The organism is Paracoccus sp. 08 (genome assembly GCF_024105395.1).
In the GTDB taxonomy this organism is placed as follows: Bacteria; Pseudomonadota; Alphaproteobacteria; order Rhodobacterales; family Rhodobacteraceae; genus Paracoccus; species Paracoccus marcusii.
Genome location: NZ_WEKR01000066.1, coordinates 43119 through 69428, shown reverse-complemented (window position 1 = coordinate 69428; position 26310 = coordinate 43119). Strand labels below are relative to the sequence as shown.

Sequence of the window (26310 nt, the reverse complement as noted above, 5' to 3'; positions counted from 1 at the left end):
CGCCAATCGCAGGGCGAACGGGTCGCGCCGGGCAAGGTCCGCATCGGGGCGCACCGCGCGCGCGGCCAGCGCGGCATCGCGCATCTGCGCCAGATGCGCCTGCCACAGCGGCCCTTCGCCGCCGATCGCTGCACGGTCGGACAGCGCAGTCAGCGGGCGCCCGGGCAGGGTGCGGTCCAGCCGGGCCAGCGCTTCGGCCCGGCGCACGCGGCGAAAGCGCCATCCGCCCCGCACCGCCGCGATCACGACCGCCAGCAGCCACAGGCCCGCCAGCCATGGCAGGAGCACCTGAGGCAAGGCCGCCACCGCGCCCAGCCACAGCGCCGCAATGCCGAAGAACAGCAGCGTCGTCAGCGGCCAGAAGGCCCGCGCCACGCGTTCCCATGCCATGCCCGCGCGGGTGAGGCGCAGGGCACGGGCCACCGGCCCCATCTCCGTTGTGAAAATACCCTCGGGGGTCCGGGGGCTGACGGCCCCCGGGCTGTCGGTGTCGTGCTGTCGCCAGATCAAAGCCATGCCGGGATGCTATCCCGTGCCAGCATTTCCTCAAACGTGGGGCGTGCCCGGATGACGGCGAAGTGATCGCCCTGCACCAGCACCTCGGGGACCAGCGGGCGGGAATTGTATTCCGACGCCATCACCGCACCATAGGCCCCGGCCGACCGGAACGCGACCAGCCCCCCTGCCGCCAGTTCGGGCAGATCGGCCCCCTTCTGGAAGGTATCGCCCGATTCGCAGACCGGACCCACCACGTCATAGGGCCGGACCGGCGCGCCGACGGCGGGCTCGACCAGCGGGACGATGTCATGATGCGCGCCGTACATGGCCGGGCGCAGCAGGTCGTTCATCGCCGCATCCACGATCAGGAAATCGCGATCCTCGCCGTTCTTGACATAGATCACCCGCGACACCAGGACGCCGGCATTGCCGACGATGTTGCGGCCCGGCTCGATCTCGATCTGACAGCCCAGATCGCCCACCGTCTCGCGGATCACCTGCCCGTATTCGATGGGCAAAGGCGGCGCGCTGTTGTCGCGGCGATAGGGGATACCCAGGCCACCGCCCAGGTCCAGGCGGGTGATGTCGTGCCCCTCGGCGCGCAGCGCACGGGTCAGTTCGGCCACCTTCAGATAGGCGGCGCGGAACGGCGCCAGATCGGTCAGCTGGCTGCCGATATGCACGTCCACACCCACGACGCGCAGCCCCGGCAGGGACGCGGCCTCGGCATAGACGGCCATGGCGCGGCTGATCGGGATGCCGAACTTGTTGTCGGATTTGCCCGTGGCGATCTTCTCATGCGTCTTGGCGTCCACGTCGGGGTTCACGCGGATCGCCACCGGCACCGTGGCGCCTATGCTGACGCACAGGGCGGACAGGGCACGCATCTCGGGCTCGCTCTCGATGTTGAACTGCCGGATGCCGCCTTCGATGGCCATGCGCATCTCGGGGATGGTCTTGCCCACGCCCGAGAAGACGATCCGCTCGCCGGGTACGCCGGCGGCCTTGGCGCGGGCGTATTCCCCGCCCGAGACGACATCCATGCCCGCACCCAGATCGCCCATCAGCTTCAGCACCGCCAGGTTGCTGTTCGACTTGACCGCAAAGCAGACCAGATGGTCGGTCCAGTCCAGCGCCTGCCGGAACAGGCCGAAATGCCGCGTCAGCGTGGCCGCGGAATAGACATAGACGGGCGTGCCGACCTGCTGCGCGATGCAGGACAGGGGCACGTCCTCGGCGTAGAGTTCGCCGTTCCTGTAGAGGAAGTGGTCCATCTACAGCTCGGCCGACACGCCGAACCGGGCATCGCCGCTGACGGTGACGCCCATCTGCTGCTGCAGGGGCTTCTCGACCGGGCGCTGCGGGGCGCCGTCGACGCCGCAGCTGGCCAGGACGGCCACGACCACGACCAGGACGACGACGATGATGACCGTGTTTCTCATGCCAGTTTCTCCTTCCAGCGGGCGATCTGCGCGCGCACCTGCGCGGGCGCCGTGCCGCCATAGCTTTGGCGCGAGGCGACGGAATTGTGCACGCCCAGCACATTGAACACATCGTCGGTGATCTGACCATGCACCGATTGCATCTGCGCCAGCGTCAGGTCGGGCAGATCGACGCCCCCCTGTTCGGCCAGGGCCACCAGCGATCCGGTGACATGATGGGCGTCGCGGAACGGCAGGCCCAGTTCGCGCACCAGCCAGTCGGCCAGATCCGTCGCGGTCGAGAACCCGGCCCCCGCCGCGGCCTCCAGCCGGTCGCGGTTCGCGGTCAGGTCCGACAGCATGCCGGTCATCGCAGCCAGCGCCAGCATCAGCGTGTCGGCGGCGTCAAAGACCTGCTCCTTGTCCTCCTGCATGTCCTTGGAATAGGCCAAGGGCAGGCCCTTCATCACCGTGAACAGCGCGACGGTCGCGCCCAGGATGCGGCCGATCTTGGCGCGGATCAGCTCGGCCGCGTCGGGGTTGCGCTTCTGCGGCATGATCGACGACCCGGTGGACCACTTGTCCGACATCGACACGAAGCGGAACTGGGCCGAGGACCAGATCACCATCTCCTCGGCCAGGCGCGACATGTGGACGGCGCAGATGCTGCTGGCCGCCAGGAATTCCAGCGCAAAGTCGCGGTCGCTGACCGCGTCCAGCGAATTGGCCATGGGCCGGTCGAAATACAGCGCGGCGGCCGTCATGTCGCGGTCGATGGGATAGCCGGTCCCCGCCAGCGCCGCAGCCCCCAGGGGCGATTCGTTCATGCGCCTGCGCGCGTCCTGGAACCGCGACAGGTCGCGGCCGAACATCTCAACATAGGCCATCATGTGGTGGCCCCAGGTCACCGGCTGCGCGGTCTGCAGATGGGTGAAGCCCGGCATGACCCAATCGGCGCCGCCTTCGGCCTGCGACAAAGCCGCGCGGATCAGCGCGGTCAGCCCGTCGATGGCCGCGTCGCACTGGTCGCGCACCCACAGCCGGAAATCGGTCGCCACCTGGTCATTCCTGGACCGGCCCGTGTGCAGGCGGCCTGCGGGTTCGCCGATGACCTCCTTCAGGCGTGCCTCCACGTTCATGTGGATGTCCTCCAGGTCGGTGCGGAAGGCGAACTGGCCGGCCTCGATTTCTGACAAGACGGTGAGCAGGCCTTTCCCGATCGCCTCGGCATCGCTATCGCTGATGATGCCCGTGGCGGCCAGCATCGCCGCATGGGCCCGGCTGCCCCGGATATCCTGGGCGTAGAGCCGCCGGTCGAACCCGATCGAGGCGTTGATCGCCTCCATGATCGCGTCGGGACCGGCGGCAAAGCGCCCGCCCCACATGCTGTTGGCGGTGGTCTGGGGCCGGTCGGTCATCAAGTACGTCCTTCGGAGGTCACATGCTGCGTTCCGCCCTGCTTTATACGGCCCTTGTTTTCGGTGCAAACACCGCCTTCGCCGCAGGCCCCGACTGGCAGGCGGCGCGCGACGGGGGGCTGGACAAGCTGGTCGTGGCCGAAGACCCCGCCCCCGTGGCGGCCGCCGAGTTCACCGACCGCGACGGCGGCACCCACACCCTGGCCGACTGGCAGGGCAAGGTCGTGCTGCTGAACTTCTGGGCCACCTGGTGCGCGCCCTGCCGCGAGGAGATGCCGGCCCTGGACCGCCTGCAGGCCGAACTGGGCGGCGACGACTTCGAGGTGGTGACGATCGCCACCGGACGCAACGCGGTCGAGCGCATCGACGATTTCTATGCCGAGGTCGGCGTCGAGAACCTGCCGGTCCTGCTGGACCCGCGCCAGCAGGTCGCGCGCGAGATGGGCGTCGTGGGCCTGCCCGTGACGGTGCTGATCGACCGCGAGGGCCGCGAGGTCGCCCGCTATCTGGGCGACGCCGAATGGGATTCGGATGCCGCCAAGACGCTGGTCACCCAGCTGACAGCGCCCTGACGGGACCATGCCTGTGGCAGGTCACGACATGGTCGTTCACCATGCCCGTGGCCTGCATGAAGGCATAGGTGATCACCGGACCGCAGAACCCGAAACCGCGCGCCTTCAACGCCTTGGACATCGCGTGCGATTCTGGCGTGTCGGTGGGGACGTGTCCCAGGTCCGGCCAGTCGTTCTGGATCGGCGCGCCGCCGACAAAGGACCACAGCCAGGGGGCGAACCCTTCGGACGCCTCGATGTCCAGAAAGGCGCGGGCGCCGCGCACGGTGGCCTCGATCTTGCCGCGGTGGCGGATGATGCCGGGATTCGTCAGCGCACGGTCGATCCGTGCCGCGTCCCACGTCGCCACGCGTTCGGGGTCGAACCCGTCGAACTCGGCGCGAAAGGCATCGCGTTTCTTCAGGATGGTGATCCAGGACAGGCCCGCCTGGAACCCGTCCAGCACCAGTTTTTCCCACAGCGCGCGCGGGTCGCGTTCGGGCACGCCCCATTCGGTGTCGTGATAGGCGACATAGACCGGCAGATCGCCGCACCATCCGCAACGGTCCATCATCTGTTAACCCAAACCTGAGAAAGAGATCACGATTCACGGCAGGTTAAGCCAATATGGGCAGACTGCAAGCAGACCCGACTCGGTAAGAGGCCGCCCGTGAGCGACAGAATTATGGACAACAGCTCGCCCCTAGAGGACGCGATCCGCCATCAGGACCGCATCACCCTGGCGGCTGTCACGTCGGCGGTGGAAAAGGGCAGCGCGACGCTGGCCTTCCAGCCCATCGTCCAGGCGCAGCGCACCAAGACCCCCGCCTTTTACGAGGGACTGATCCGCATCATCGACGACAGCGGCCGCCTGGTGCCCCTGCGCGATTTCATGCCCCAGGCCGAAGTCACGGAACTGGGCCGCAAGATCGACTGCCTGTCGCTGTCCCTGGGCCTGCAGACCCTGGCCGAGGATCCGGGCCTGCGCCTGTCGATCAACATGTCGGCACGCTCGATCCTGTATCCCGAATGGATCAATACCCTGCGCCGCGGGGTGTCCGACGACACCACCCTGGGCGAACGCCTGATCCTGGAGATCACCGAAAGCAGCGCCATGGGCATGCCCGAGGAGGTCCAGACCTTCATGGCCGAGGTGCAGGGATACGGCATCAGCCTGGCGCTGGACGATTTCGGGGCGGGCTATACCTCGTTCCGCTATCTGCGCGACTTCTGCTTCGACATGATCAAGATCGACGGCCAGTTCATCCGCGAGATCGCGACCAAGCCCGACAATCAGGTCCTGACGCGCGCGCTGCAATCCATCGCGCATCATTTCGACATGTTCACCGTGGCGGAATCGGTCGAGACGGCGGACGAGGCCGCCTTCCTGATCGATATCGGCATCGATTGCCTGCAGGGCTACTATTTCGGGGCCCCGACCATTGCCCCGCCCTGGAAGAAACCCCCGTCCTTGGCCAGCCGCTGACGGCGACTTCCGCCCATCCGGGCGGGGGCCATCATCCGAAAGTCCCAAGGCTTCGACTTGACGTAGCGTCCCGAAACAGCATCCTGACCCCAGGCCGGTTCGTCCGGCACTGATGCGAAGGAGTCTGCCGTGACCAAAGCCGTAATCGTTTCCGCCGCCCGCACCCCGGTCGGAAGTTTCCTGGGGGCCTTTGCGAATGTCCCCGCCCATGACCTGGGCGCAGCCGTCCTGGCCGAGGTCGTCGCCCGCGCCGGCATCGACGCGGCCGAGGTTGACGAGACGATCCTGGGCCAGGTGCTGACTGCCGCGCAGGGCCAGAACCCCGCCCGCCAGGCGCATATCAAGGCCGGCCTGCCGCAGGAATCCTCGGCCTGGGGCATCAACCAGGTCTGCGGATCGGGCCTGCGCGCCGTCGCGCTGGCCGCGCAGCAGGTGATCTTGGGCGACGCCCGCGTGGTGCTGGCCGGGGGTCAGGAAAGCATGTCACTGTCGGCGCATGCCGCCTATCTGCGCGCCGGTCAGAAGATGGGTGACATGCAGTTCATCGACACGATGATCCGCGACGGACTGTGGGACGCGTTCAACAACTATCACATGGGTCAGACGGCCGAGAACGTCGCCGCCAAGTGGCAGATCAGCCGCGACCAGCAGGACGAATTCGCGCTGGCCTCTCAGAACAAGGCCGAAGCCGCCCAGAAGGAAGGCCGCTTTGACGACGAGATCGTCGGCTATACCGTCAAGACCCGCAAGGGCGAGACGGTCGTCGACAAGGACGAATACATCCGCCACGGCGCGACGATCGAGGCGATGCAAAAGCTGCGCCCTGCCTTTACCAAGGACGGATCGGTCACCGCGGCCAATGCATCCGGCCTGAACGACGGCGCGGCCGCGGTCATGGTGATGACCGAGGACGAGGCCGCGCGCCGCGGCCTGACGCCCTTGGCGCGCATCGCAAGCTATGCCACCGCGGGCCTGGACCCGGCGATCATGGGCACCGGCCCGATCCCTGCCAGCCGCCGCGCGCTGGAGAAGGCCGGCTGGTCCGTCGGCGATCTGGACCTGGTCGAGGCGAACGAGGCCTTTGCCGCCCAGGCCTGTGCGGTGAACAAAGACATGGGATGGGATCCGTCCATCGTGAACGTCAACGGCGGCGCCATCGCCATCGGTCACCCGATCGGCGCCTCGGGCGCGCGCGTCCTGAACACGCTGCTGTTCGAGATGCGCCGCCGTGACGCGAAAAAGGGCCTGGCCACGCTGTGCATCGGCGGGGGCATGGGCGTCGCCATGTGCCTGGAACGCTGAGCCAATTCGGCGCGCAATTATCTTGCGCGCCGAAACTTCATTGATTAGCAATATTTCAAGAACCTAAAGAAGGAGGGGGAAACATGTCGAAAGTCGCACTGGTCACCGGAGGATCGCGGGGCATCGGCGCCGCCATCTCGAAGGCGCTGAAGGATGCGGGCTATACGGTCGCGGCCAATTACGCCGGCAACGACGACGCCGCGCGCGCCTTCACCGAGGAGACCGGCATCAAGACCTACAAATGGTCGGTCGCCGATTACGACGCCTGCGCCGAAGGCATCAAGCAGGTCGAGGCCGAACTGGGCCCCATCGCCGTGCTGGTCAACAACGCCGGCATCACCCGCGACGCGATGTTCCACAAGATGACCCCCCAGCAGTGGAAAGAGGTCATCGACACCAACCTGACCGGCGTCTTCAACATGACCCACGGCGTCTGGAACGGCATGCGCAACGCCAAGTTCGGCCGCGTGATCAACATCAGTTCGATCAACGGGCAGAAGGGTCAGGCGGGCCAGGCGAACTATTCCGCAGCCAAGGCGGGTGACCTGGGCTTCACGAAGGCGCTGGCCCAAGAGGGCGCGCGCGCGGGCATCACCGTCAACGCCATCTGCCCGGGTTACATCGGCACCGAGATGGTGCGCGCCATCGACGAAAAGGTGCTGAACGAACGCATCATCCCGCAGATCCCCGTCGGCCGCCTTGGCGAACCCGAGGAGATCGCCCGCGCCGTGGTGTTCCTGGCCGCGGACGATGCGGGCTTCATCACCGGGTCCACGATCAGCGCGAATGGCGGCCAATTCTTCGTCTGACATCGGACCGCACTGCTGAAACGGCAAGGCCCGCGCGATCTGCGCGGGCCTTTTTCCGTCTGGTGTCGGGTCGGCGACGGGTCAGTGACCCAGTCTGTTGATCTGCTCCTTGAGACGCAGTTTTTCGCGCTTCATCGCGGTGATTTCGTGGTCGCGGGCACTGGGGCTCCTCTGGGCCCTCTCCACGGCAACCGAAAGGTTCTGATGCTTCTTGCGAAGCTCCTCGACATGGGAAGCAACCGTCATCGCGTACTCCTCTATAGTTGTCTCGAACCCGTCCAGTGCACCACAGCTCGTTGATTCTGTCACGCGGCTTTCGCAATTCCCATCGCGATCGGCGCACCATCGCGCAGAACCTGGGCAGCCAGGGGGGTCAGATCCTCGGCATCGCGGTCGTGGCGGGGGGCGGCATGGGTGATCAGGGGTGCCAGCAGGCGCAGCGGACCGCGCGCGCCCTTTCGCGCCGCGACCAGGACGCGCCCCGCCGGGCTGCCCTCCCGCGCGGCGATGGGCAGGATCGTCACCGCCCCGGCACGCGCGCCAAGCGCGGCCATCACCCCGTCCAGGCGGTCGGCCCGCTGGATCACCGTCAGCCAGCCGCCGGGCCGCAACCGCCTGAGGCCCGCGTCGATCCACTGCGCCAGCGGCGTCTCCTCGCGTCTGGCCAGGGCGCGGCCCGCGTCGGGCGCGGCCGTGCCGCCCAGGAAATAGGGCGGGTTCATCATCACATGGTCAAAGGAGGCGTCGCGCAGATCCCGCGGCGGGTCGGTCAGATCGCCGGTCAGGACCGTCAGCGCGATGCCGTTCGCGGCGGCATTGCGGCGGGCCNGGTCCGCATAGGACTGCTGCCGCTCCAGCCCGGTGATCGCCAGGTCCGGCACCCGCCAGCCCAGGCACAGGCTGGCCACCCCGGCCCCGCAGCCCAGTTCCAGCACCGCCTGCCCCGGCCGCGCGGGACAGGCCGCGGCCAACATCACCGCATCCGCCCCCGCGCGATAGCCGCGCGCGGGCTGACTGATGCGCAGCCGCCCGTCCAGGAATCCGTCGATGCGGGTGTCAGTCATCCAGCCCGTTGTCGCGCAGGATGGCGCGGGCCATGAATTCGTCGCGGTCCGCGACCATCAGCCGCGCGGGCAGCACGCCGATCGATCCCTCCAGCACGCTCATGTGCTGATCCATCGGAAAGGTGGCGATCCCTTCGGATTCCAGCAGGCTGGTGGCGGCGGACATGCGGACCGGATCGTTGCTGCGGAAAAGCTCTTTCATGGGCGCGACGTTAAGCGGCGGTTGCGCATTTGTCGATGCCGTGGCAATGCACGGTCGCAGACACGGGGTATGGCATGACTGTGCAGGACAACGTCCGCAAACCGCTGGATCGGCTGAGCGAGGCCCTGACCGCCGAAATGGAGGCGGTCAACGCGCTGATCCGCGACCGCATGGCCAGCCGCCATGCCCCCCGCATCCCCGAGGTGACGGCGCATCTGATCGAGGCCGGCGGCAAGCGCCTGCGCCCGATGCTGACGCTGGCCGCGGCCAAGCTGCTGGGCTATCCCGGCCCGTGGCATGTCCACCTGGCCGCCACGGTCGAATTCATCCATACCGCCACGCTGCTGCATGACGACGTGGTCGACGAAAGCGCGCAGCGGCGCGGGCGCCCGACGGCGAACCTGCTGTGGGACAACAAGTCCAGCGTGCTGGTCGGAGATTATCTGTTCGCGCGCAGCTTTCAACTGATGGTCGAACCCGGCAACCTGCGAACGCTGGAGATCCTGGCCAATGCCAGCGCCACCATCGCCGAGGGCGAGGTGCTGCAGCTGACCGCGGCGCAGGACCTGGCAACCGACGAATCCGTCTATCTGCAGGTGGTGCGCGGCAAGACGGCGGCGCTGTTTTCCGCCGCGACCGAGGTGGGCGGCGTCATCGCCGGTGCGCCCGACGATCAGGTGCAGGCGCTGTTCGATTACGGCGACGCCCTGGGCATCAGCTTCCAGATCGTCGACGACCTGCTGGATTACGGCGGCGCGACCGAGACGATCGGCAAGAACGTGGGCGACGATTTCCGCGAACGCAAGCTGACCCTGCCGGTCATCAAGGCCATCGCCAAGGCCGATGCCCAGGAACGCGCCTTCTGGACCCGCACCATCGAGACGGGCGACCAGCGCGACGGCGACCTGGAGCACGCGCTGTCGCTGCTGGCCCGTCACGGCGCGATGGAGGCCGCGCGCGCCGATGCGCTGGCCCATGCCGCACGGGCCCGCGCGGCGCTGCAGGTGCTGCCCGCGCATCCGATTCGCGACATGCTGGCCGACCTCGCGGATTTCGTCGTCAGCCGCGTGGCCTGACCGACCCCCTTTTCGTCCTCTCCCACCCTGCGTTTTCGGCGGCCCTTTCGGGGCTGCCGCGGCCGCACGCGGCGCGCCTGAAATTCGGGCATCGCCCCGCATTACAGCCCATTTTCCCGGCATGACCGGTCTGGACGCCCTGAATCAGTGCCTGCGGCCTGTGCAAGCGGCTGCATTCTGCCAATCCAAGGGGCGAAGTTCGCCGCAGCTGCGGCCCGTGGGGTGATGTTAAGGATGAGAGAAGTATGAGAAAGCTTTCCGCATATGGTCTTTTGGCGGCGGCCCTGTCCGCCGTCCCAGCCTTCGCGCAGGACGCCGCGGCCCCGGTCGTCGAGGCGGCGGCCCCCATCGTCGACAAGGGCGATGCCGCCTGGCTGATGATGTCGGCCGTCCTGGTCATCTTCATGACCCTGCCGGGCCTGGCGCTGTTCTATGGCGGCCTGGTGCGCGCCAAGAACATGCTGTCGGTGCTGATGCAGGTGCTGACCATCTTTTCCATCATCGCGATCCTGTGGGTCGCCTTCGGCTATTCGCTGGCCTTCACCGGTGCCGGCAGCGCCGAGGACGCGACCTTCTTCACCCCCTATATCGGCGGACTGTCCAAGGCGTTCCTGGCGGGCGTGGGCACCGATGCCCTGGCCGAGACCTTCTCGACCGGCGTGTACGTCCCGGAACTGGCCTTCGTGATCTTCCAGATGGCCTTCGCCTGCATCGCCTCGGCGCTGATCGTGGGTGCCACGGCCGAACGGCTGAAGTTCTCGGCGGTGATCCTGTTCGTGGTGATCTGGTTCTGCTTCTCCTACATCCCGATGGCCCACATGGTCTGGTGGTGGGGCGGCCCGTCGGCCTATGACGCGCCCTCGGGGCTGCTGTTCGGGCACGGCGCGCTGGACTTTGCCGGCGGCACGGTGATCCACATCAACGCAGGCGTCGCGGCGCTGGTCGCGGCCATGGTCGCAGGACCCCGCCTGGGCTATCGCAAGGAGCTGCTGGCGCCCCATAACCTGACCTTTACGCTGGTCGGCGGCTGCATCCTGTGGGTCGGCTGGTTCGGCTTCAACGCGGGCTCGAACCTCGAAGCCAACGGCCTGACCGCGCTGGCGATGATCAACACCGCCGTCGCCACCGCCGCCGCCGTGCTGGCCTGGTCGTTCGGCGAATGGATGATGCGCGGCCATCCCAGCCTGCTGGGCGGCATCTCGGGCGCCATCGCAGGCCTGGTCGGCGTGACGCCCGCCGCGGGCTTCGTCGGACCCATGGGCGCCATCGCGATCGGCCTGATCGCCGGCCTGGTCTGCATGTGGTTCGTCATCTCGGTCAAGCCCCGCATGGGCATCGACGACAGCCTGGACGTGTTCGGCATCCACGGCGTCGGCGGCATCGTCGGCGCGATCCTGACGGGCGTCTTCGCGGCCCCGTCCCTGGGCGGCGGCGGCGTGTTCGACTATTCCACCGGCGCGGTGGGCGAATACGCGATGGGCGCGCAGGTCTGGAACCAGACCCTGGGCGTGATCATCGCCATCGTCTGGTCGGCGGTCGTGTCCTTCGTCGCGATCCATATCGTCAAGGCGCTGATCGGCCTGCGCGTCAGCGACAGCGACGAACGCCAGGGCCTGGACGTGACCACCCACGGCGAGAACGCCTACAACTGATCGGGCGCCAGCCCCACGGCAAAGGCCCGGCCACTGCGGCCGGGCCTTTCGCATGACCGGCAGGCGGGGAAAATCACGCTTCGGTCAGCCCAATTCCCCCCGACGCAAACTTGCTGTAAGCTGGATGCCAATTCCGCCGGACCAACCGGCCACGCAGTCACGCAGGCACCCGACGCATGAAACGACCTACCGGTACCCCGCCCCGTTCGGGCAAAAGCCCTGTTGCCGACAAGCGCAGCCAACCCGCGCCGGCCAAGGCCACGCCCCGCAAGGTCAAGCGGCATGGAAAGCCGCGGCGCGGCGGCATCCTGGGATGGATCGCCAGTCTGGTGACGCTGGCCTGGCGCATCGTCTGGGGGTCGATCTGGCGCCTGGCCATGACGGTCGCGCTGATCATCGGCGCCGCCAGCGCCTATTTCTATGTCAGCCTCCCCGAGGCGCAGGACCTGTTCGACGGTCGCGCCCGTGGCAGCGTCACCATGCTGGACCGCGACGGCCGCGTCTTTGCCTGGCGCGGAGAGACATACGGCGCCGTCACCAGCGACCAGATCCCAGAGGTGCTGCAGCAGGCCGTCCTGTCGTCCGAGGACCGCCGGTTCTTCCGCCATTTCGGCGTCAGCCCGCGCGGCATCGCCAGCGCCATCCGCATCAACATGGCCGAGGGCCGCGGTCCGCTGGAGGGGAACGGCGGTTCCACCATCACCCAGCAGGTCGCCAAGCTGCTGTGTCTGGGGGATACCTTCAATCCCACCCGCTTTGCCAACGAGGCCGAGTTCGAGGCCGAATGCCGGTCGGGCGGCATCTGGCGCAAGATCAAGGAGATCCCCTATGCCTTCGCCATGGAGGCGAAGTACAGCAAGGAGGAGATCCTCTCGATCTACATGAACCGCTCTTATCTAGGCGGCGGCGCCCGTGGGTTCGAGGCCGCGAGTCAGGTCTATTTCAACAAGCCCGCGGCCGATCTGAACGTGTCCGAGGCCGCGATGCTGGCGGGCCTGCTGCCCGCGCCAAGCCGCTATGCCCCGACCGCCAGCCTGGAACGCGCACAGGCCCGTGCCAGCGTCGTCATGGGGCTGATGCACCAGGAAGGCTATCTGGACGACCAGCAGTTGGCCCAAGGCCGTGCCAACCCCGCGACCCTGTCGCAGGCGGCATCGGCCCGGGCGGGCGGTTACTTTGCGGACTGGCTGATGGAATCCGGACCTGGGTTCCTGACCAGCGAAACTACCGAGGATGTGACCATCACCACCACGCTTGACCAGCGTATCCAGCGGGCAGCCGAACGCGCCCTGCAGAAGGTGTTCGACGAGAAGGTCAAGGACGGCTCGACGGCCGAAGCCGCGGTCGTGGTGATGTCCGCCGACGGCGCGGTGCGTGCGATCATCGGCGGGCGCGACACGAGGGTGAACGGTGTCTTCAACCGCGCGACCCAGGCCAAGCGCCAGACCGGGTCCAGCTTCAAGCCCTTCGTCTATGCCGCCGCGCTGGAGGCCGGGTATTCGCCAAGCGACCGGATCGAGGACGGCCCCCTGACCATCCGCATTCCCGGCGGGCGCAACTGGTCGCCCCAGAACTATACCCGCAACTATCGCGGCATGGTCACGCTGACCCAGTCTCTGGCGCAATCGCTGAATACCTCGACCATCCGCCTGCAAGAGGTCGTCGGACGCGATCAGGTGATCCGCGTGGCGCGCGATTTCGGCATCGTCAGCAACCTGACCACCAGCCCGTCCCTGGGCCTGGGCGCGTCCGAGGCGACGCTGATGGAACTGACGGGCGCCTATGCCGGCATCCGAAACGGCGGCACGTCGGTCGCGCCCTACGGCGTGGTCGAGGTCGCGATGCAGGGCGACGACCGCCCGCTGATGGGCCAGACCGGCGGCTTTGGCGAACGCGTCATCAGCCAGCGCGCGGCGGGCCAGCTGATCTACATGATGCAGCAGGTGATTTCGAACGGCACCGGCGGGCGCGCACAGCTGGGCGACCGTCCCGTGGCGGGCAAGACCGGCACGACCAGCAGCTATCGCGACGCGTGGTTCGTGGGCTTCACCGAACAGTACGTGACCGGCGTCTGGATGGGCAACGATGACAACACGCCCCTGACCGGGGTCACCGGCGGCGGTCTGCCGGCCGAGATCTGGCAGGCGGTGATGCTGGAGATCCATGACGGGCTGCCCGAGCTGCCCCTGTCGACCGTGTCGCCCGACGGCAGCGGGATCATCATGTCCAGCGGCGGCACGACCCCGCAGGTGGTGACCAGCGGATCGGCCGACGATCCGCTGGCCGCGGCGCTGGCCGGGGTGATGAACGGGATCGAGGCGCAGAACAGCGGCCGCGTGATCACCGCCCCCGGAGAGGTCCAGGGCGGGGCCCCCGTCACGCCGGGCAGCAGCGTAGGCGCCGATTCGGACGACGCCCTATCCCGCGCCCTGAACGGCATCCTGGGCGGGAACTGACCCCCGGACATGAAAAAGCCGCCCGGTTTTGCGACCGGGCGGCTTTTTCGTGGGCCGGTGCGGTCAGCCCGCCTGGCGCAGATCGGCGGCCAGCGCCGCGACATCACCCTGCCGACGGGCCAGCATGGCGCCGATCTCGGCCCGTTCGCTGGCCAGCATGTTCACGCCCTCGATAATGATGTTGAAATAAAGATCCTGCCCCGAGCGGTCCGAGACATGCCATTCGACCTCCAGCGGCGCGCGCCCGTTCAGATAAGCCACCGACGTCACCGCATAGAAGCTTTTCAACTGCCGCGACCCCGTCACCTCGATCCGCGATCCGATGAACTCGCGGAACCGGGCGCCGTACTTGCGGCCGATATAGCCCTGGAACGCCTGCCGGTATTCGGCAAAGGTCGCCGGATCGGTCTGGCGCGCCGCCGGGCCAAGCGCCGAACGCGCGATGACATCCACATCCGCATAGCGGGCAAAGATCGCCTCGAACTGCTGATACATCTGGGGGGCGGGCTGGCCCGAATTGATGACCTGATAGACCTCGGCCAGCGACCGGTCGATCAGCGCGTGCGCCCCATCCGCGTCCAGCGCATGGGCGGGGCGCCAAGGCAGCACCGCCGTCAGCGACGCGCATCCGATCAGGCCCAGCAGCCCCCGGCGGTCAGTCCGAATAGGGGTCGATGACATCCGCATCGTCATAGGGGTCGTAATCGTCACCGGTCTCTCCCAGGTCAAAGCGGCGGTTCATCAGCCAGATCAGCCGCGTCTGCGCATAGCTATCCGCACTGCCCTGCAGAATGCCATCCACCGTATCCCCAAAGCGCGCCCGATCACCGGCTTTTGACGCGACCCGCAGGGCGAATACCGTCGCGGCATCCCGACCGTCAAAGACGTGGTACAGCGGATCGATCAGCAGATCGACGACCTGCCCCACCGCATCGCGCTGCGTGGACGGGCCCAGCACGGGCAGTTCCAGATAGGCGCCCTCGGGGACGCCCCAGACCGCCAGCGTCTGGCCGAAATCGGTGTCACGTTCCGTCACGCCGAAACTGTCGGCGGCCGGATCGAAGACGCCGCCCAGCCCGACCGTCGAATTGACCGCGAACCGGGTCAGGTTCGCGCCCGCATCGCGGGGCTTGCCCTGCAGCAGCCCGTTCACGACCTTGACGGGCAAGGACAGGTTGCGCCCGGCATTGATGACCATCTGCAACAGCCCGATCGGCGCATCGGGATCGCGCGGAGCGTCGTCGTCGCTGCCCTTCAGCCGGTTCGCGACCGGGCCGATCACCCGCGCATCCAGCCCCTTGTTGAAGGCATGCACGCGGCGGTTCTGCGCCTCGAACGGGTCGTTGATGGTGATGCCGTCCTTCTGGACGGGCGCCTGCGCGCATCCGGCGGCGACAAGCGCCGTCAGCAGCAGGGCCATGACGGGGGGGCTGTTGGGGCGCAAGGGAATCCTTAACCTTTCGATGCGAGGGTCGCGGCAGGCTGGCATAAGCCCTGCGTGGTGATATGGTCGCCGCGGTAACGAGGCAAGCCCCGCCATCGGCGCGGCATTTTCGGGGCAAGACGTATGGCCAAGGCTGCGAACCTGACGGACGGGGCCCGGGAACTGCGCCAAGCGCGCGCCACGGGGTGGCCGCTGTTCCTGTCGGTGGGGGTCTTCTCGGCGGTCGTGAACCTGCTGATGCTGACCGGGCCACTGTTCATGCTGCAGGTCTATGACCGTGTGCTGGCCTCGCGCAGCGTCGAAACGCTGACCGCGCTGTTCGTGCTGGTGATCTTCCTCTTCGCGCTGATGGGTGCGATCGACATCATCCGCAACCGCGTGATGCAGCGGATCGCCGCCCGGTTCCAGGACCGGATGGAAGGTCGCGTCTTCGACGCCGCCCTGCGCGAGGGCGCATTGCGCGGCGACGAATCGGCCGCCACGGCGGGCGGGATGCGCGACCTGGATTCCGTCCAGCGGCTGATCGGGTCACCGGTCATGCTGGCTTTCTTCGACCTGCCTTGGGCACCGCTGTTCCTGGCGGCGGTCTTCATGTTCCACCCGGTCCTGGGCATCGTCGCGACCGTCGGCGGCGGGATCCTGGTCGGCACCACGATCCTGAACCGCGTCCTGACCCGCGCGCCGCTGCAGGGTTCGGCCCAGGCCGGCGCGCAGGCGCAGCGCATGGCGGACCTCTATCGCGACGAGGGCGAGGTGATCGGCGCCCTGGGCATGCGCGGCGCCACCTTCGCCCGCTGGCGCCTGGCCCGGTCTGAATCACAGGACAATGCGGTCCGCGCCGGGGACCTGTCGGCGGGGTTCAGCGTCTTTTCGCGGACCTTCCGGCTGTTTCTGCAAAGCGCGATGCTGGCAGCGGGGGCCTGGCTGGTGCTGCGCCAGGAACTGACGCCCGGCGCGATGATCGCCAGCTCCATCGTGATGGGCCGCGCCCTGGCCCCGGTGGACCAGCTGGTCGGCGGCTGGCCGTCGGTCCAGGCCGCGCAGGACGGTTGGGGCCGCTTGGCGGGCCTGTTGTCGCGCCAACCGGCCGATCCAGTCCGCACCCCCCTTCCCCGCCCCGAGGCCCGGCTGGAGGTGCGCAACCTCTCGGTCGCCCCGCCGGGAGAGGGGCAGGCCACCCTGCGCGGCGTCAGCTTCGGCGTGGCGCCTGGCACGGCCCTGGGGGTCATCGGCCCGTCGGGCGCGGGCAAGTCGACGCTGGCGCGGGCGCTGATCGGCGCGTGGCGCGTGGGCGGCGGCAGCATCCGTCTGGGCGGCGCGACGCTGGACCAGTACCACCCCGACGTGCTGGGCGGCCTGATCGGCTATCTGCCCCAGCAGGTGACGCTGTTCGACGGCACGATCGCCGAAAACATCGCCCGCCTTTCCGACCGCCCCGACCCCGACCAGGTGGTGCGCGCCGCACAGGCGGCCGCCGCGCACCAGATGATCCTGGACCTGCCGCAGGGATACGACACGCGCATCAGCCAGACGGCGGGCCGTCTGTCGGGCGGCCAGATTCAGCGCATCGGCCTGGCCCGCGCGCTCTATCCCGACCCCGTGCTGCTGGTTCTGGACGAGCCGAACTCGAACCTGGACAACCTGGGGTCCGAGGCGCTGAATGCCGCGATCCGGCGGCTGAAGTCGCAGGGCGGCGCGGTCATCATCATGGCCCACCGTCCCGCCGCGATCAACGAATGCGAAAACCTGCTGGTGCTGGAGGGCGGCGTCCGCCGCGCCTTCGGCCCGCGTGACAAGGTGCTGGAACAGATGGTGCAGAATTCGGCCCAGATCCGTCAGGCCCAGACCTCGGGCCAGGGCGGGGGCGTCGCATGAGCCGCGGTCGGACACGCGCGGCCTCGGGCGACCGGCGCTGGCCGGTGCGCGGCCCGATCATCGCGGGCGTGGTGGCGGTGCTGGTGCTGGTGGGCGGCTTCACGGTCTGGGCGATGTCCACGCGCATCTCGGGCGCGGTCGTGGCGGGCGGCCAGGTCGAGGTCGAACAGCAGCGCCAGATCGTCCAGCATCCCGATGGCGGCGTGGTCCAGGACATCGCCACATCCGAGGGCAGCACCGTCGCCGCGGGGGACCTGCTGCTGACGCTGGACGGCACGCTGCTGCGCACCGAGCACACCATCGTCGAGGGCCAGTATTTCGAGATCCTGGCCCGCCGCGGCCGGCTGGAGGCCGAACGCGCCGATGCCGACACGATCACCTTCCCCGACGAACTGGTGCAGGCCGCGACCGCGTCGCCGGCGCTGCAGGATCTGATCGCGGGACAGACCAGCCTGTTCCGCACGCGGCTGGACACGCTGCGCCAGTCTCTGGACCAGCTGGCCAAGCAATCCGACCAGATCGATTCCGAGGTCGACGGCATCGACGCCCAGTTCGCCGCCCTGGGCACGCAGCGCGACCTGATCGGGCGCGAGCTGACCGACCAGCAGAGCCTGCTGGACCGGGGGCTGGCCCAGGCCAGCCGCGTGCTGGCCCTGGAGCGCGAGGCCGCGCGCATCGACGGCGAACTGGGGTCGCTGCAGGCCAGCCGCGCCTCGGCCGCGATCCGCCAGACCGAACTGCAGATCCAGAGCCTGCGCCTGGCCGCCGAACGCCGCGAGATGGCCGAGACGGAACTGGGCGATCTGGGCTATCGCGAGCTGGAGCTGGCCGAACGCCGCCGCAGCCTGACCGAACAGCTGGACCGGTTGGAGATCCGCGCCCCCGTGTCGGGCGTCGTCTACAACATGCAGGTCACCACGCCGCGGTCGGTGATCCGGCCCGCCGACCCGCTGCTCTACATCATCCCGCAGGACCGCCCACTGGTGATCGGCGCGCGCGTGGCGACGATCAACATCGACGAGATCCAGCTGGGCCAGCCGGTCGTCCTGCGCTTTTCCGCATTCTCGTCGCGCACCACGCCGGAAATCGACGGGCGGCTGGACCGCATCTCCGCCGATGCCCTGCTGGATGAGGCGACGCGGACCCCCTATTACCGGGCCGAGGTCTCGATCCCGCCCGACCAACTGGACAAGCTGGGCGGGCTGGCGCTGGTGCCCGGCATGCCGGTCGAGGTCTATATCCAGACCGGCGACCGCAGCCCGATGGCCTACCTGATGAAGCCGCTGGCCGACTATTTCAATCGCGCGTTCCGCGAAAGCTGATCAGCGCTTGCGCCGCCGCTTGGTGGCGCGCTTGATCTCGGCCAGCCGCGACTTGACGGCCATGCGACCCGGTCCACCGCCGCGGCGTCCCTTGGACGGACCCCGCGGCAGGGTCGCGCCCTCCAGCTCCAGCAGGTCCAGCAGCAGCCCCCCGGTCAGGGGCAGCGCCTCGGCCAGGCGCACGGTCACCCGCTGTCCAATGCCGATCTCCAGGCCCGTGTCGCTGCCGATCAGCATTTGGCGGTCGGGGTCGAAGTGGAAATACTCCTGCCCGATGGCGCGGATCGGCAGAAGCCCGTCGGCCCCCGTCTCGTCCAGCTTGACGAAGGCGCCGAACTTCTGGATGCCGCTGATGCGGCCGGTCATCTCGGTGCCCACACGTTCCGCCAGGAACGCCGCCAGATAGCGGTCGGTCGTGTCACGTTCGGCGGCCATGGATCGCCGCTCGGTCTCGCTGATATGGGTCGCGGTCTCGGGCAGGCGTTCGACCTGATCCTCGGTCAGCCCGTCCTTGCCCCAGCCATGCGCGCTGATCAGCGCCCGATGCACCACCAGGTCAGCGTACCGCCGGATGGGCGAGGTGAAATGCGCATAGCTTTTCAGCGACAGGCCGAAATGGCCGAAATTCTCGGGGTGGTAATAGGCCTGGGTCATCGACCGCAGCGTGCTGATGTTGATCAGCTCGTCGAAATCGCTGCCCTCGGCCTGGGACAGCAGGCGGTTCAGGTGGCTGGTGTGCAGCACCTGCCCCTTGGCCAGCGTGAACCCCGAAGCTTGGGCCACCTCGCGCAGCGCATCCATCTTGGCCAAGCTCGGCTCCTCGTGGACGCGGAACAGCAGGGGGCGCTTGCGACGGGTCAGCTCCTCGGAGGCGGCCACGTTGGCCAGGACCATGAACTCCTCGATCAGCTTGTGCGCGTCCAGGCGTTCGCGGAACGCCACGGCCGTGACGCGTCCCTCGGGCGACAGCTCGATCCGGCGTTCCGGCAGGTCCAGTTCCAGCGGCTGGCGGCGCTCGCGCGCGTCCTTCAGCAGGCCATAGGCATGCCACAGCGGGCGGATCACGTCGTCCATCAGCGGCGCGGTCTGCGCGTCGGGCACCCCGTCCGCGCCCGCCTGCGCCTGCTCATAGGCAAGGCTGGCGCGGCTGTTCATCATGGCGCGGTGGAACCGGTGGCCGGTCTTGTTGCCCTGCGCGTCCAGCCGCATCTCGACCGCGATGACGGGTCGGTCGACGCCCTCGTGCAGCGAACACAGGTCCGCCGACAGCGCCTCTGGCAGCATCGGCACCACGCGGTCGGGGAAATAGGTCGAGTTGCCGCGCCCCCAGGCCTCGCGGTCCAGCGCGCTGCCGGGGCGGACATAATGGGCCACGTCGGCGATGGCGACCCAGATCGTCGCGCCGCCGTCCTCCTCGACGAAGGCCGCGACCGCATCGTCGTGGTCGCGCGCGTCCGACGGGTCGATGGTGACCAGCGGCAGATGGCGCAGGTCGTCCCGCCCCTTCAGCGGCGCGGGCTTGGCGGCCTCGGCCTCGTCCAGCGCCTTCTGCGGAAATTCGTCGGGGATGCCGTGCTGGTGGATCGCGATCAGGCTGACCGCGCGGGGCGCCGACGGATCGCCCAGACGTTCGATGATGCGCGCCTGCGGCAGGCCCATGCGGCCGCGTGGGCCGATCTGTTCGCCCTGCACCAGTTCGCCGTTCTCGGCGTCCAGGGTGGCGTCGGCACGGACGCGCCATTCCTTGTCCTGGCCCTTGTCGATGGGCAGGATGCGGCCGCCCTCGCTGTCCTTGCGGAAGATGCCGGTGATGCGGTTCGCGCTGGCCGTGATGCGGCGGATCAGGCGGGCGCGGTACTGATAGTCCTCGCCCAGAACCGGCATCAGCCGGCCCAGGAACCGGTCGCCGCGGCCCAGGGCCGGATCGGCCTTCAGCGGCGCGTACAGGATCCGCGGCATCGGCCCGGTCCCCGACCATTCCAGCGGTCGCGCGAACAGATCGCCCGACCCGTCCGGCGCCAGCAGTTCCAGGACCGTCACCGGCGGCAGCGTCTCGGCGTCCAGGTAATGGCGGCGGCGGCGCTCCAGATGGCCCTCGGCCTCCAGCTCCTTCAGCAGGCGCTTCAGCTCGATCCGCGCGGCGCCCTTGATGCCGAAGGCCTTGGCGAAGTCGCGCTTGGAATTGGCGTCCGGATTGTCGGACACCCATTCGAGGATCTGCGCCTTGCTGGGGATCTGGGTCTGGGTCATCGGCTCACTTCAGGTCCAGGGCCATGTCGCGATGCGGGATGCCCGCGTCGTCATAGACGGGGCCCTCGGCGACAAAGCCCAGCTTTTCATAGAAACCCATCGCATGGGTCTGCGATCCCAGCCGCACTTGGCGCACGCCGCGGGCGGCCAGCGCGTCGATGGCGGCCCGCATCAAGGCGGCCCCCATGCCGGTGCCGCGCTGGTCGGCCAGCACGCAGACGCGGCCGATCTTGCCGATGTCGTCCTTGACCAGCAGGCGCGCGGTCGCGACCGGACGGTCCTCCGCATCGGTCGCCAGCAGGTGGACGGCGTCGCCGTCCAGGTCGTCCATCTCCTCGGCCTCGGGGACGTTCTGCTCCTCGATGAAGACGGTGCGGCGCAGCGCGTGGCAGGCGGCCAGGTCGGTCGTCTCGACGATGGTCATGCAAAGAACCTTTCCAGGATACGCTGATAGATCACCTGCAACTGGCGAACCTGCTGGGCGGGGACACGTTCGTCCACCTGGTGCATGTGGGCACCGACCAGCCCGAATTCCACCACCGGGCAGTGATCCTTGACGAAGCGCGCGTCCGAGGTGCCGCCCGATGTGGACAGGACCGGCTGCCGGTTCGTCTCCTGCTGGACGACGCCGCGCACCATGTCGACGAAGGGGCCGGGCGCGGTCAGGAACGCCTCGCCCGAGATCTGGGCCTCGACGCTCAGCATCACGCCGGTCTGCGCCTGCACCGCCGCCGCGCGGTCGCGCAGGCGGTCCAGCAGGCCCGCCCCGGTATGCAGGTCGTTGAAGCGGATGTTGACCACCGCCACCGCCTTTTCCGGGATCACGTTCGACGCGGGGTTGCCGCAGTCGATCGTGGTGATCTGCAGCCCCGAGGGGTCGAAATGATCCGTCCCCTGGTCCAGCGGTTCGGCGGTCAGGTCGGCCAGATAGCGGGTCAGCGCGTGCAGCGGGTTCAGCGCCTTGTGCGGATAGGCGGCATGCCCCTGACGACCCTTGGCGGTGATGGTGTAGGTGGCCGATCCACGCCGGCCGATCTTCATCATCTCTCCCATCACCTCGGGGTTCGACGGCTCTCCGACGATGCAGGCCTCCATGCGTTCGTCGTTCGCGGCCATCCAGTCCAGCAGGGCGATGGTGCCGTCGCGGGACGGGCCTTCCTCGTCGCCGGTGATGGTCAGGATCACGGCCCCGTCCGGGGGCGTCTGGCGCACGAAATCCACCGCGGCGCAGACAAAGGCCGCGACGCCGGATTTCATGTCGGTGGCGCCCCGACCCCAGATCACGTCGTCCGCGTCCCAGTGACCGGAAAACGGCGGATGCGTCCAGGATGCCGGATCACCAGGCGGCACCACGTCGGTATGTCCGTTGAAGCCGATGGCACGCGCCCCCTTGGCGCCCCATCGCGCGAACAGGTTCGGCGTGCCGTGGCGGTCGACGCGGTGGCAGTCGAAGCCCGCCTCCTCCAGCATCTCCTGCAGCAGGACCAGGGCGCCGCCCTCCTCGGGCGTGACCGAGGGGCAGCGGATCAGGCGGGCGGTCAGGTCGGCGGCGTCAGGCATCACAGGCTCCAGAGATCAAAGGCGCGGCGGATCAGGTTCAGCCCGGTCAGGATCAGCAGCAGCAGCGTCCAGCGGCGGAACTGTTCGACATCCAGCCGGTCCTGCAGCGCAAACCCCGCCATCATCCCCGCAAAGGCCGGGATGCACAGGACCGCGGACAGGGGCAGGGTCGATGCGTTCAGCAGGCCGGAAAACAGGTGCGCCACCGTCAGGACGACCGCGCCGATCAGGAACACGACGCCCTGCACCCGCACCTGTTCGCGCTTTTCGGTGCCCACCGACAGCAGATAGACGATCAGCGGCGGCCCCCAGATGCCCGAGATGCCGCCGTACAGTCCGCCGATGACGCCCGACCACCCCTCGGCCCGCCTGCGGTGGCGCAGGTTCAGGACCAGCGGGCGGCCCGACAGCTGCCACAGCGCGAACAGCGTGATCGGCACGCCCAGCAGTGCGTACATCACCCATTGCGGGATCACCGCCGCGAACCCGGCGGAGACGCAGATGAAGATGCCGACCATCGCGATGTGCAGGCGGAACTTGACGGCCGAGGCCACGGCGGCGGGCCGCCCGTCGCGCACGGCCTGCTGGATGTTGGTGAACAGCGTCGGCAGGATCATGGCCGCCAAGGCCACCGGCGCCGGCATGATCGACCCGAAGGCCGAGATCATGATCATCGGCATGGCAAAGCCCAGGGCCCCCTTCACGAAGCCCGCGAAGGCGGTAACCCCGAAGGCCGCCACGAATTGCCAGGGCTCCAGTCCGAACATGGGGGCACGCTAACCGCGACGCCGGGAAAGGAAAAGGCCGCTTTGACGGATCAGCGACACGCGAATCCGGTGCGACACATTAGGTCGCACGACGGTTATTGGACGCAAAATTGTTGCGCTGCAGGTGCGAAGGCGCTACCCATGCTGCGATGCCGCGAAAGGACGAATCGATGAAAGACATGACCCATCAGTCCCAGACCGTCCTGTCCGAACTGGACGATCTGCTGGCCCGCGCCAAGGATGCCCTGCGCGCCCGCGTGACGGTGGACGGCCGCGTCGACGCCGACGCGCTGGAGCGGCACCAGCATGCGGCGCATGCCCTGTCCTGGCTGGCCACCTATGTCATGTCGCTGCGTCAGCTGGCCGACTGGTCGGCGCGCGTGGACGGCCCTGTCGAGGCGCTGATCACCCGCATCGGCATGGGAGAATACCTGACCCAGATCCTGGGCGGCATCCCGATGAGCCAGACCGAATTCGCGCGCCTGTCCGATCTGGGCGTGACGTGGCAGCCGTCGGAACAGGCGCTGTCGCTGATGGCGGGCAACACCCCCGAGGCGCGGGCCGAACTGGCCGCCCTGATGGGGCGCGACGCCGGCGCGGCAATTTTCGGCGCCAGCGGCCTGGACGAGGATCTGGAGATGATCCGCGACCAGTTCCGCCGGTGGAGCGACGACAAGGTCGCCCCCCATGCCCATGGCTGGCACCTGCAGGATCAGTTGATCCCGATGGAGATCATCAGCGAACTGGCCGAACTGGGCGTCTTCGGCCTGACCATCCCCGAGGAATTCGGCGGCCTGGGCCTGTCCAAGGCCGCGATGGTCGTCGTGTCCGAGGAGCTGTCGCGCGGCTATATCGGCGTGGGCTCTCTTGGCACGCGCAGCGAGATCGCGGCCGAGCTGATCCTATGCGGCGGCACCGAGGCGCAGAAGGCGCACTGGCTGCCGCGCCTGGCCAGCGGCGAGACGCTGCCCACCGCGGTCTTCACCGAACCCAACACCGGCAGCGACCTGGGCAGCCTGCGCACCCGCGCGGTCCGGGACGGCGGCGATTGGGTGGTGACCGGGAACAAGACCTGGATCACCCATGCCGCCCGCACGCATATCATGACCCTGCTGGCGCGCACGGATCCCGCGACCGACGACTATCGCGGGTTGTCGATGTTCATTGCCGAAAAGACCCCCGGCACCGATGCCGACCCCTTTCCCACCCCCGGCATGACCGGCGGAGAGATCGAGGTCCTGGGCTATCGCGGGATGAAGGAATACGAGCTTGCCTTTGACGGGTTCCGCGTCGACGGCGCGAACCTTCTGGGTGGAGAGACGGGCCGCGGCTTCAAGCAGCTGATGGAGACGTTCGAATCCGCCCGCATCCAGACCGCGGCGCGCGCGATCGGGGTGGCGCAGAACGCGCTGGACCTGGGGCTGCGCTATGCGCTGGACCGCAGGCAGTTCGGCAAGCCGCTGGCGGCCTTTCCCCGCGTGGCCGACAAGCTGGCGATGATGGCTGTCGAAATCATGATCGCGCGGCAGCTGACTTATTTCAGCGCGTGGGAAAAAGATCACGGTCACCGCTGCGATGTCGAGGCCGGGATGGCCAAATTGCTGGGTGCCCGCGTGGCCTGGTCGGCGGCCGACAATGCCCTGCAAATCCACGGTGGCAACGGTTTCGCGCTGGAATATCCGATCAGCCGGGTGCTGTGCGATGCCCGCATCCTGAACATCTTCGAGGGCGCGGCAGAAATCCAGGCCCAGGTGATCGCGCGCAGGTTGTTGGGCTGATGCGCGCGCGGGCTGGATCGGCGCCGAAAATGACGCTAGACCACCTCAGCCCCGCTTGTCTGCGCCCATAGGAGCCTGCCCATGTCCCTGACGATCCGCCCCGCCCTTGCCTTGGCCGCCATCGCCACGTTGACCCTGTCCGCCTGTTCGGAACCGGCGGGCGACCCGATGGGCGGCATCCCGGCCAACGACTATGTGCTGGTGGGCATCGGAAACGGCACCGTGCCGCTGCGCAACATCACCCTGACGACCCGCCCCGAGGGCGTGTCCGGTCGCGGGCCGTGCAACGGCTATGCGGCCAAGAACACCGTCCCCCTGCCCGCCGTCGCCTTCGAGCCGCTGCAAACGACCGGTGTCACCGACTGCAAGGATCTGGCCGTCGAACAGCGCTTCTTCGAGGCGCTGCAGCAAGCCAATTCGATGGAGTTCTATGGCGGCGTGCTGCGCATCAAGGGCCCGACCTGGCTGATCTTCGAAAGCGGCCGCCCCGCCGAACAGGCCACCGACGCGCTGTCGGCCGCCCGCGGCAACCAGTAGACCTCAGCCGTCCTGCGGCCCCGCGGCGGGCCGCAGCAGGCGCCGCACCAGCCGCCCCCTCGCGGCGGGTAACGGGCGTCCGACCAGGTCGGGCGCCAGCCGCCGTTCCAGGACATGCCCGGTGATGGCCAGCCCCTGGGCCAAGTCGCGGCCGCGATTGTCGCCCGCCCCGCCCATGACCGCCGGCAGTGGCAGCAGGCGGTCGGCCCAGTCCCCCGCCCCCTGCCGGCTGACCGCACGGCCTGATCTTGGGCTGACATAGGCCAGCCCCTCGGTCGCGCCGGTCACCGCGCAGCTGGCAAGGTCCAGGCCGAACCCCATCTCGTCCAGCAGAAGCATCTCCCACGCCAGATAGGCGGGCGGCCAGTCGGCNCCCGCCTCGATCTGGTCCAGCAGCGCCTCGGTCCGCTGGACGAGCATCGGGTGCGGGTCTCGTTCTGGCAGCGCAAAGACCAGCAGCGCGCAGACAGCGTTCAGGCCGGCAAGCGCGGTCGGATCGGCCATCAGCCCCGCCCGCATGCGCAGCGGCTCGGCGGCAAAGCTGCCCAGCTGGTCCGACTGGCGCGCGCGCCAGCGCAGGGTCAGCCGCGCGCCGGGCTGCAGCATGGCGGCGCGTTTCTGCGATACCCCGCCGGGGACAACCCCGGCATGGCGCCCGTGTTCAAGGGTCAGCACGTCGATGATGACGGCCGTCTCGCCATGGGGACGGCGGCCGATCACGGTGCCTTCTGCCTGCCATTCCATCACAGCCTCCGGGTCCGCCGACACAGCTTGCGCGATCCGGCCTGCGGGGGCCAGAGGGCGTCACGCGGGCCACGGTCGCGCGCCCCGCCGGCATGGGG

At 68.4% G+C, this 26310-nt stretch carries 26 protein-coding genes; 11 read left to right on the top strand and 15 right to left on the bottom strand.

From position 1 onward, the window contains the following. The 4 genes from GBO37_RS16685 to argH all read right to left on the bottom strand — a co-directional run. Nucleotides 1-516 (bottom strand): DUF4175 family protein (locus tag GBO37_RS16685; protein WP_252930070.1); only part of this gene is annotated, 516 nt, incomplete at its 3' end. Beyond that, a complete protein-coding gene (gene lysA, locus GBO37_RS16680; RefSeq protein ID WP_252930069.1) occupies nt 507-1772 on the bottom strand; it encodes a diaminopimelate decarboxylase in 1266 nt (421 codons plus the stop codon). The genes GBO37_RS16685 and lysA, both read right to left, overlap by 10 nt. After that, a complete protein-coding gene (locus GBO37_RS16675; RefSeq protein ID WP_164871393.1) occupies nt 1773-1940 on the bottom strand; it encodes a hypothetical protein in 168 nt (55 codons plus the stop codon). After that, nucleotides 1937-3337 carry an argininosuccinate lyase gene (gene argH / locus GBO37_RS16670; protein WP_252930068.1) on the bottom strand — a complete coding sequence of 467 codons (1401 nt, stop codon included), beginning with the start codon at nt 3335-3337 and terminating at the stop codon, nt 1937-1939. The genes GBO37_RS16675 and argH overlap by 4 nt, the downstream gene beginning before the upstream one ends. 23 nt (nt 3338-3360) lie before the next feature. On the opposite strand from argH, the gene GBO37_RS16665 reads away from it, so the two are divergent. Continuing rightward, on the top strand, nt 3361-3909 hold the full coding sequence (locus tag GBO37_RS16665; protein WP_045983641.1) for a TlpA disulfide reductase family protein: 549 nt from the start codon (nt 3361-3363) through the stop codon (nt 3907-3909). On the opposite strand, the gene GBO37_RS16660 is transcribed toward GBO37_RS16665, so the two are convergent. Continuing rightward, a complete protein-coding gene (locus tag GBO37_RS16660) occupies nt 3887-4462 on the bottom strand; it encodes a DNA-3-methyladenine glycosylase I (protein ID WP_252930067.1) in 576 nt (191 codons plus the stop codon). The two genes, GBO37_RS16665 and GBO37_RS16660, sit on opposite strands and share 23 nt — an antisense overlap. Nucleotides 4463-4573: 111 nt before the next feature. On the opposite strand from GBO37_RS16660, the gene GBO37_RS16655 reads away from it, so the two are divergent. The 3 genes from GBO37_RS16655 to phbB all read left to right on the top strand — a co-directional run bounded on the left by GBO37_RS16655 (nt 4574) and on the right by phbB (nt 7485). Next, nucleotides 4574-5374 carry an EAL domain-containing protein gene (locus tag GBO37_RS16655; protein WP_045983643.1) on the top strand — a complete coding sequence of 267 codons (801 nt, stop codon included), beginning with the start codon at nt 4574-4576 and terminating at the stop codon, nt 5372-5374. 129 nt (nt 5375-5503) lie between these two features. After that, nucleotides 5504-6676 carry an acetyl-CoA C-acetyltransferase gene (locus GBO37_RS16650; RefSeq protein ID WP_045999935.1) on the top strand — a complete coding sequence of 391 codons (1173 nt, stop codon included), beginning with the start codon at nt 5504-5506 and terminating at the stop codon, nt 6674-6676. 83 nt (nt 6677-6759) lie between these two features. Then, a complete protein-coding gene (phbB, locus tag GBO37_RS16645; protein WP_045983645.1) occupies nt 6760-7485 on the top strand; it encodes an acetoacetyl-CoA reductase in 726 nt (241 codons plus the stop codon). Between the two features lie 81 nt (nt 7486-7566). Here the strand turns inward: phbB and GBO37_RS16640 are convergent, their stop codons facing one another. The 3 genes from GBO37_RS16640 to GBO37_RS16630 form a co-directional block, all read right to left on the bottom strand. Beyond that, nucleotides 7567-7731, bottom strand: a complete 165-nt coding sequence (locus tag GBO37_RS16640) for a YdcH family protein (RefSeq protein WP_064503545.1) — start codon at nt 7729-7731, stop codon at nt 7567-7569. A 59-nt stretch (nt 7732-7790) separates the two neighbouring features. After that, nucleotides 7791-8549 (bottom strand): tRNA1(Val) (adenine(37)-N6)-methyltransferase, encoded by a 759-nt coding sequence (locus GBO37_RS16635; protein WP_252930066.1) that lies wholly within the window; start codon nt 8547-8549, stop codon nt 7791-7793. After that, nucleotides 8542-8751, bottom strand: coding sequence for a DUF2007 domain-containing protein (locus tag GBO37_RS16630; protein ID WP_045983647.1), 210 nt, complete (start codon nt 8749-8751; stop codon nt 8542-8544). The genes GBO37_RS16635 and GBO37_RS16630 overlap by 8 nt, the downstream gene beginning before the upstream one ends. Before the next feature lie 74 nt (nt 8752-8825). Here GBO37_RS16630 and GBO37_RS16625 point away from each other — a divergent pair, with 74 nt between their 5' ends. The 3 genes from GBO37_RS16625 to GBO37_RS16615 all read left to right on the top strand — a co-directional run bounded on the left by GBO37_RS16625 (nt 8826) and on the right by GBO37_RS16615 (nt 13935). Continuing rightward, the gene (locus tag GBO37_RS16625) at nt 8826-9827 is read left to right on the top strand and encodes a polyprenyl synthetase family protein (protein WP_252930065.1); all 1002 of its coding nucleotides are present in this window, start codon (nt 8826-8828) and stop codon (nt 9825-9827) included. A gap of 245 nt (nt 9828-10072) precedes the next feature. Then, nucleotides 10073-11479, top strand: coding sequence for an ammonium transporter (locus GBO37_RS16620; protein ID WP_256481119.1), 1407 nt, complete (start codon nt 10073-10075; stop codon nt 11477-11479). A gap of 176 nt (nt 11480-11655) precedes the next feature. Then, the gene (locus tag GBO37_RS16615; RefSeq protein ID WP_252930064.1) at nt 11656-13935 is read left to right on the top strand and encodes a transglycosylase domain-containing protein; all 2280 of its coding nucleotides are present in this window, start codon (nt 11656-11658) and stop codon (nt 13933-13935) included. A 63-nt stretch (nt 13936-13998) separates the two neighbouring features. Here GBO37_RS16615 and GBO37_RS16610 read toward each other — a convergent pair whose 3' ends face one another. Together GBO37_RS16610 and GBO37_RS16605 are read right to left on the bottom strand one after the other, a co-directional pair. Continuing rightward, a complete protein-coding gene (locus tag GBO37_RS16610; RefSeq protein WP_052715217.1) occupies nt 13999-14616 on the bottom strand; it encodes a phospholipid-binding protein MlaC in 618 nt (205 codons plus the stop codon). After that, nucleotides 14591-15379, bottom strand: a complete 789-nt coding sequence (locus GBO37_RS16605) for a VacJ family lipoprotein (protein ID WP_252930063.1) — start codon at nt 15377-15379, stop codon at nt 14591-14593. Before GBO37_RS16605 ends, GBO37_RS16610 begins: the two co-directional genes overlap by 26 nt. Nucleotides 15380-15502: 123 nt before the next feature. Here GBO37_RS16605 and GBO37_RS16600 point away from each other — a divergent pair, with 123 nt between their 5' ends. Both GBO37_RS16600 and GBO37_RS16595 read left to right on the top strand, forming a co-directional pair. Continuing rightward, nucleotides 15503-17254 carry a type I secretion system permease/ATPase gene (locus GBO37_RS16600; protein WP_252930062.1) on the top strand — a complete coding sequence of 584 codons (1752 nt, stop codon included), beginning with the start codon at nt 15503-15505 and terminating at the stop codon, nt 17252-17254. After that, nucleotides 17251-18576 carry an HlyD family type I secretion periplasmic adaptor subunit gene (locus GBO37_RS16595; RefSeq protein ID WP_045999928.1) on the top strand — a complete coding sequence of 442 codons (1326 nt, stop codon included), beginning with the start codon at nt 17251-17253 and terminating at the stop codon, nt 18574-18576. Before GBO37_RS16600 ends, GBO37_RS16595 begins: the two co-directional genes overlap by 4 nt. Here the strand turns inward: GBO37_RS16595 and rnr are convergent, their stop codons facing one another. The 4 genes from rnr to GBO37_RS16575 are packed head-to-tail and all read right to left on the bottom strand — an operon-like array spanning nt 18577 to nt 23153. Continuing rightward, nucleotides 18577-20826: a ribonuclease R gene (rnr, locus tag GBO37_RS16590; RefSeq protein ID WP_252930061.1), complete on the bottom strand. Its 2250-nt coding sequence runs from the start codon at nt 20824-20826 to the stop codon at nt 18577-18579. It abuts the gene before it with no gap. A 4-nt stretch (nt 20827-20830) separates the two neighbouring features. Next, a complete protein-coding gene (locus tag GBO37_RS16585; RefSeq protein ID WP_046000802.1) occupies nt 20831-21250 on the bottom strand; it encodes a GNAT family N-acetyltransferase in 420 nt (139 codons plus the stop codon). Next, nucleotides 21247-22386, bottom strand: coding sequence for a succinyl-diaminopimelate desuccinylase (gene dapE, locus GBO37_RS16580; RefSeq protein ID WP_252930060.1), 1140 nt, complete (start codon nt 22384-22386; stop codon nt 21247-21249). The genes GBO37_RS16585 and dapE overlap by 4 nt, the downstream gene beginning before the upstream one ends. Then, nucleotides 22386-23153: a sulfite exporter TauE/SafE family protein gene (locus GBO37_RS16575; protein WP_046000800.1), complete on the bottom strand. Its 768-nt coding sequence runs from the start codon at nt 23151-23153 to the stop codon at nt 22386-22388. Before GBO37_RS16575 ends, dapE begins: the two co-directional genes overlap by 1 nt. A gap of 179 nt (nt 23154-23332) precedes the next feature. Between GBO37_RS16575 and GBO37_RS16570 the strand changes: the two genes are divergently transcribed. Further along, nucleotides 23333-24931, top strand: coding sequence for an acyl-CoA dehydrogenase family protein (locus GBO37_RS16570; RefSeq protein ID WP_371927616.1), 1599 nt, complete (start codon nt 23333-23335; stop codon nt 24929-24931). Nucleotides 24932-25012: 81 nt separating this feature from the next. Further along, nucleotides 25013-25468 (top strand): META domain-containing protein, encoded by a 456-nt coding sequence (locus tag GBO37_RS16565; protein ID WP_052714564.1) that lies wholly within the window; start codon nt 25013-25015, stop codon nt 25466-25468. 3 nt (nt 25469-25471) lie between these two features. Here the strand turns inward: GBO37_RS16565 and recO are convergent, their stop codons facing one another. Next, nucleotides 25472-26215, bottom strand: coding sequence for a DNA repair protein RecO (gene recO / locus GBO37_RS16560; protein ID WP_252930058.1), 744 nt, complete (start codon nt 26213-26215; stop codon nt 25472-25474). Nucleotides 26216-26310: the final 95 nt, after the last annotated feature.

Excerpts from the sequence above, each read along its gene's own strand:
- lysA (WP_252930069.1), bottom strand. The coding sequence starts at position 1,772 with ATGGACCACTTCCTCTACAGGAACGGCGAACTCTACGCCGAGGACGTG.
- GBO37_RS16675 (WP_164871393.1), bottom strand. The coding sequence starts at position 1,940 with ATGAGAAACACGGTCATCATCGTCGTCGTCCTGGTCGTGGTCGTGGCC.
- argH (WP_252930068.1), bottom strand. The coding sequence starts at position 3,337 with ATGACCGACCGGCCCCAGACCACCGCCAACAGCATGTGGGGCGGGCGC.
- GBO37_RS16665 (WP_045983641.1), top strand. The coding sequence starts at position 3,361 with ATGCTGCGTTCCGCCCTGCTTTATACGGCCCTTGTTTTCGGTGCAAAC.
- GBO37_RS16660 (WP_252930067.1), bottom strand. The coding sequence starts at position 4,462 with ATGATGGACCGTTGCGGATGGTGCGGCGATCTGCCGGTCTATGTCGCC.
- GBO37_RS16655 (WP_045983643.1), top strand. The coding sequence starts at position 4,574 with ATGGACAACAGCTCGCCCCTAGAGGACGCGATCCGCCATCAGGACCGC.
- phbB (WP_045983645.1), top strand. The coding sequence starts at position 6,760 with ATGTCGAAAGTCGCACTGGTCACCGGAGGATCGCGGGGCATCGGCGCC.
- GBO37_RS16640 (WP_064503545.1), bottom strand. The coding sequence starts at position 7,731 with ATGACGGTTGCTTCCCATGTCGAGGAGCTTCGCAAGAAGCATCAGAAC.
- GBO37_RS16630 (WP_045983647.1), bottom strand. The coding sequence starts at position 8,751 with ATGAAAGAGCTTTTCCGCAGCAACGATCCGGTCCGCATGTCCGCCGCC.
- GBO37_RS16625 (WP_252930065.1), top strand. The coding sequence starts at position 8,826 with ATGACTGTGCAGGACAACGTCCGCAAACCGCTGGATCGGCTGAGCGAG.
- GBO37_RS16620 (WP_256481119.1), top strand. The coding sequence starts at position 10,073 with ATGAGAAAGCTTTCCGCATATGGTCTTTTGGCGGCGGCCCTGTCCGCC.
- GBO37_RS16615 (WP_252930064.1), top strand. The coding sequence starts at position 11,656 with ATGAAACGACCTACCGGTACCCCGCCCCGTTCGGGCAAAAGCCCTGTT.
- GBO37_RS16610 (WP_052715217.1), bottom strand. The coding sequence starts at position 14,616 with ATGTCATCGACCCCTATTCGGACTGACCGCCGGGGGCTGCTGGGCCTG.
- GBO37_RS16600 (WP_252930062.1), top strand. The coding sequence starts at position 15,503 with ATGGCCAAGGCTGCGAACCTGACGGACGGGGCCCGGGAACTGCGCCAA.
- GBO37_RS16595 (WP_045999928.1), top strand. The coding sequence starts at position 17,251 with ATGAGCCGCGGTCGGACACGCGCGGCCTCGGGCGACCGGCGCTGGCCG.
- rnr (WP_252930061.1), bottom strand. The coding sequence starts at position 20,826 with ATGACCCAGACCCAGATCCCCAGCAAGGCGCAGATCCTCGAATGGGTG.
- GBO37_RS16585 (WP_046000802.1), bottom strand. The coding sequence starts at position 21,250 with ATGACCATCGTCGAGACGACCGACCTGGCCGCCTGCCACGCGCTGCGC.
- dapE (WP_252930060.1), bottom strand. The coding sequence starts at position 22,386 with ATGCCTGACGCCGCCGACCTGACCGCCCGCCTGATCCGCTGCCCCTCG.
- GBO37_RS16575 (WP_046000800.1), bottom strand. The coding sequence starts at position 23,153 with ATGTTCGGACTGGAGCCCTGGCAATTCGTGGCGGCCTTCGGGGTTACC.
- GBO37_RS16570 (WP_371927616.1), top strand. The coding sequence starts at position 23,333 with ATGACCCATCAGTCCCAGACCGTCCTGTCCGAACTGGACGATCTGCTG.
- GBO37_RS16565 (WP_052714564.1), top strand. The coding sequence starts at position 25,013 with ATGTCCCTGACGATCCGCCCCGCCCTTGCCTTGGCCGCCATCGCCACG.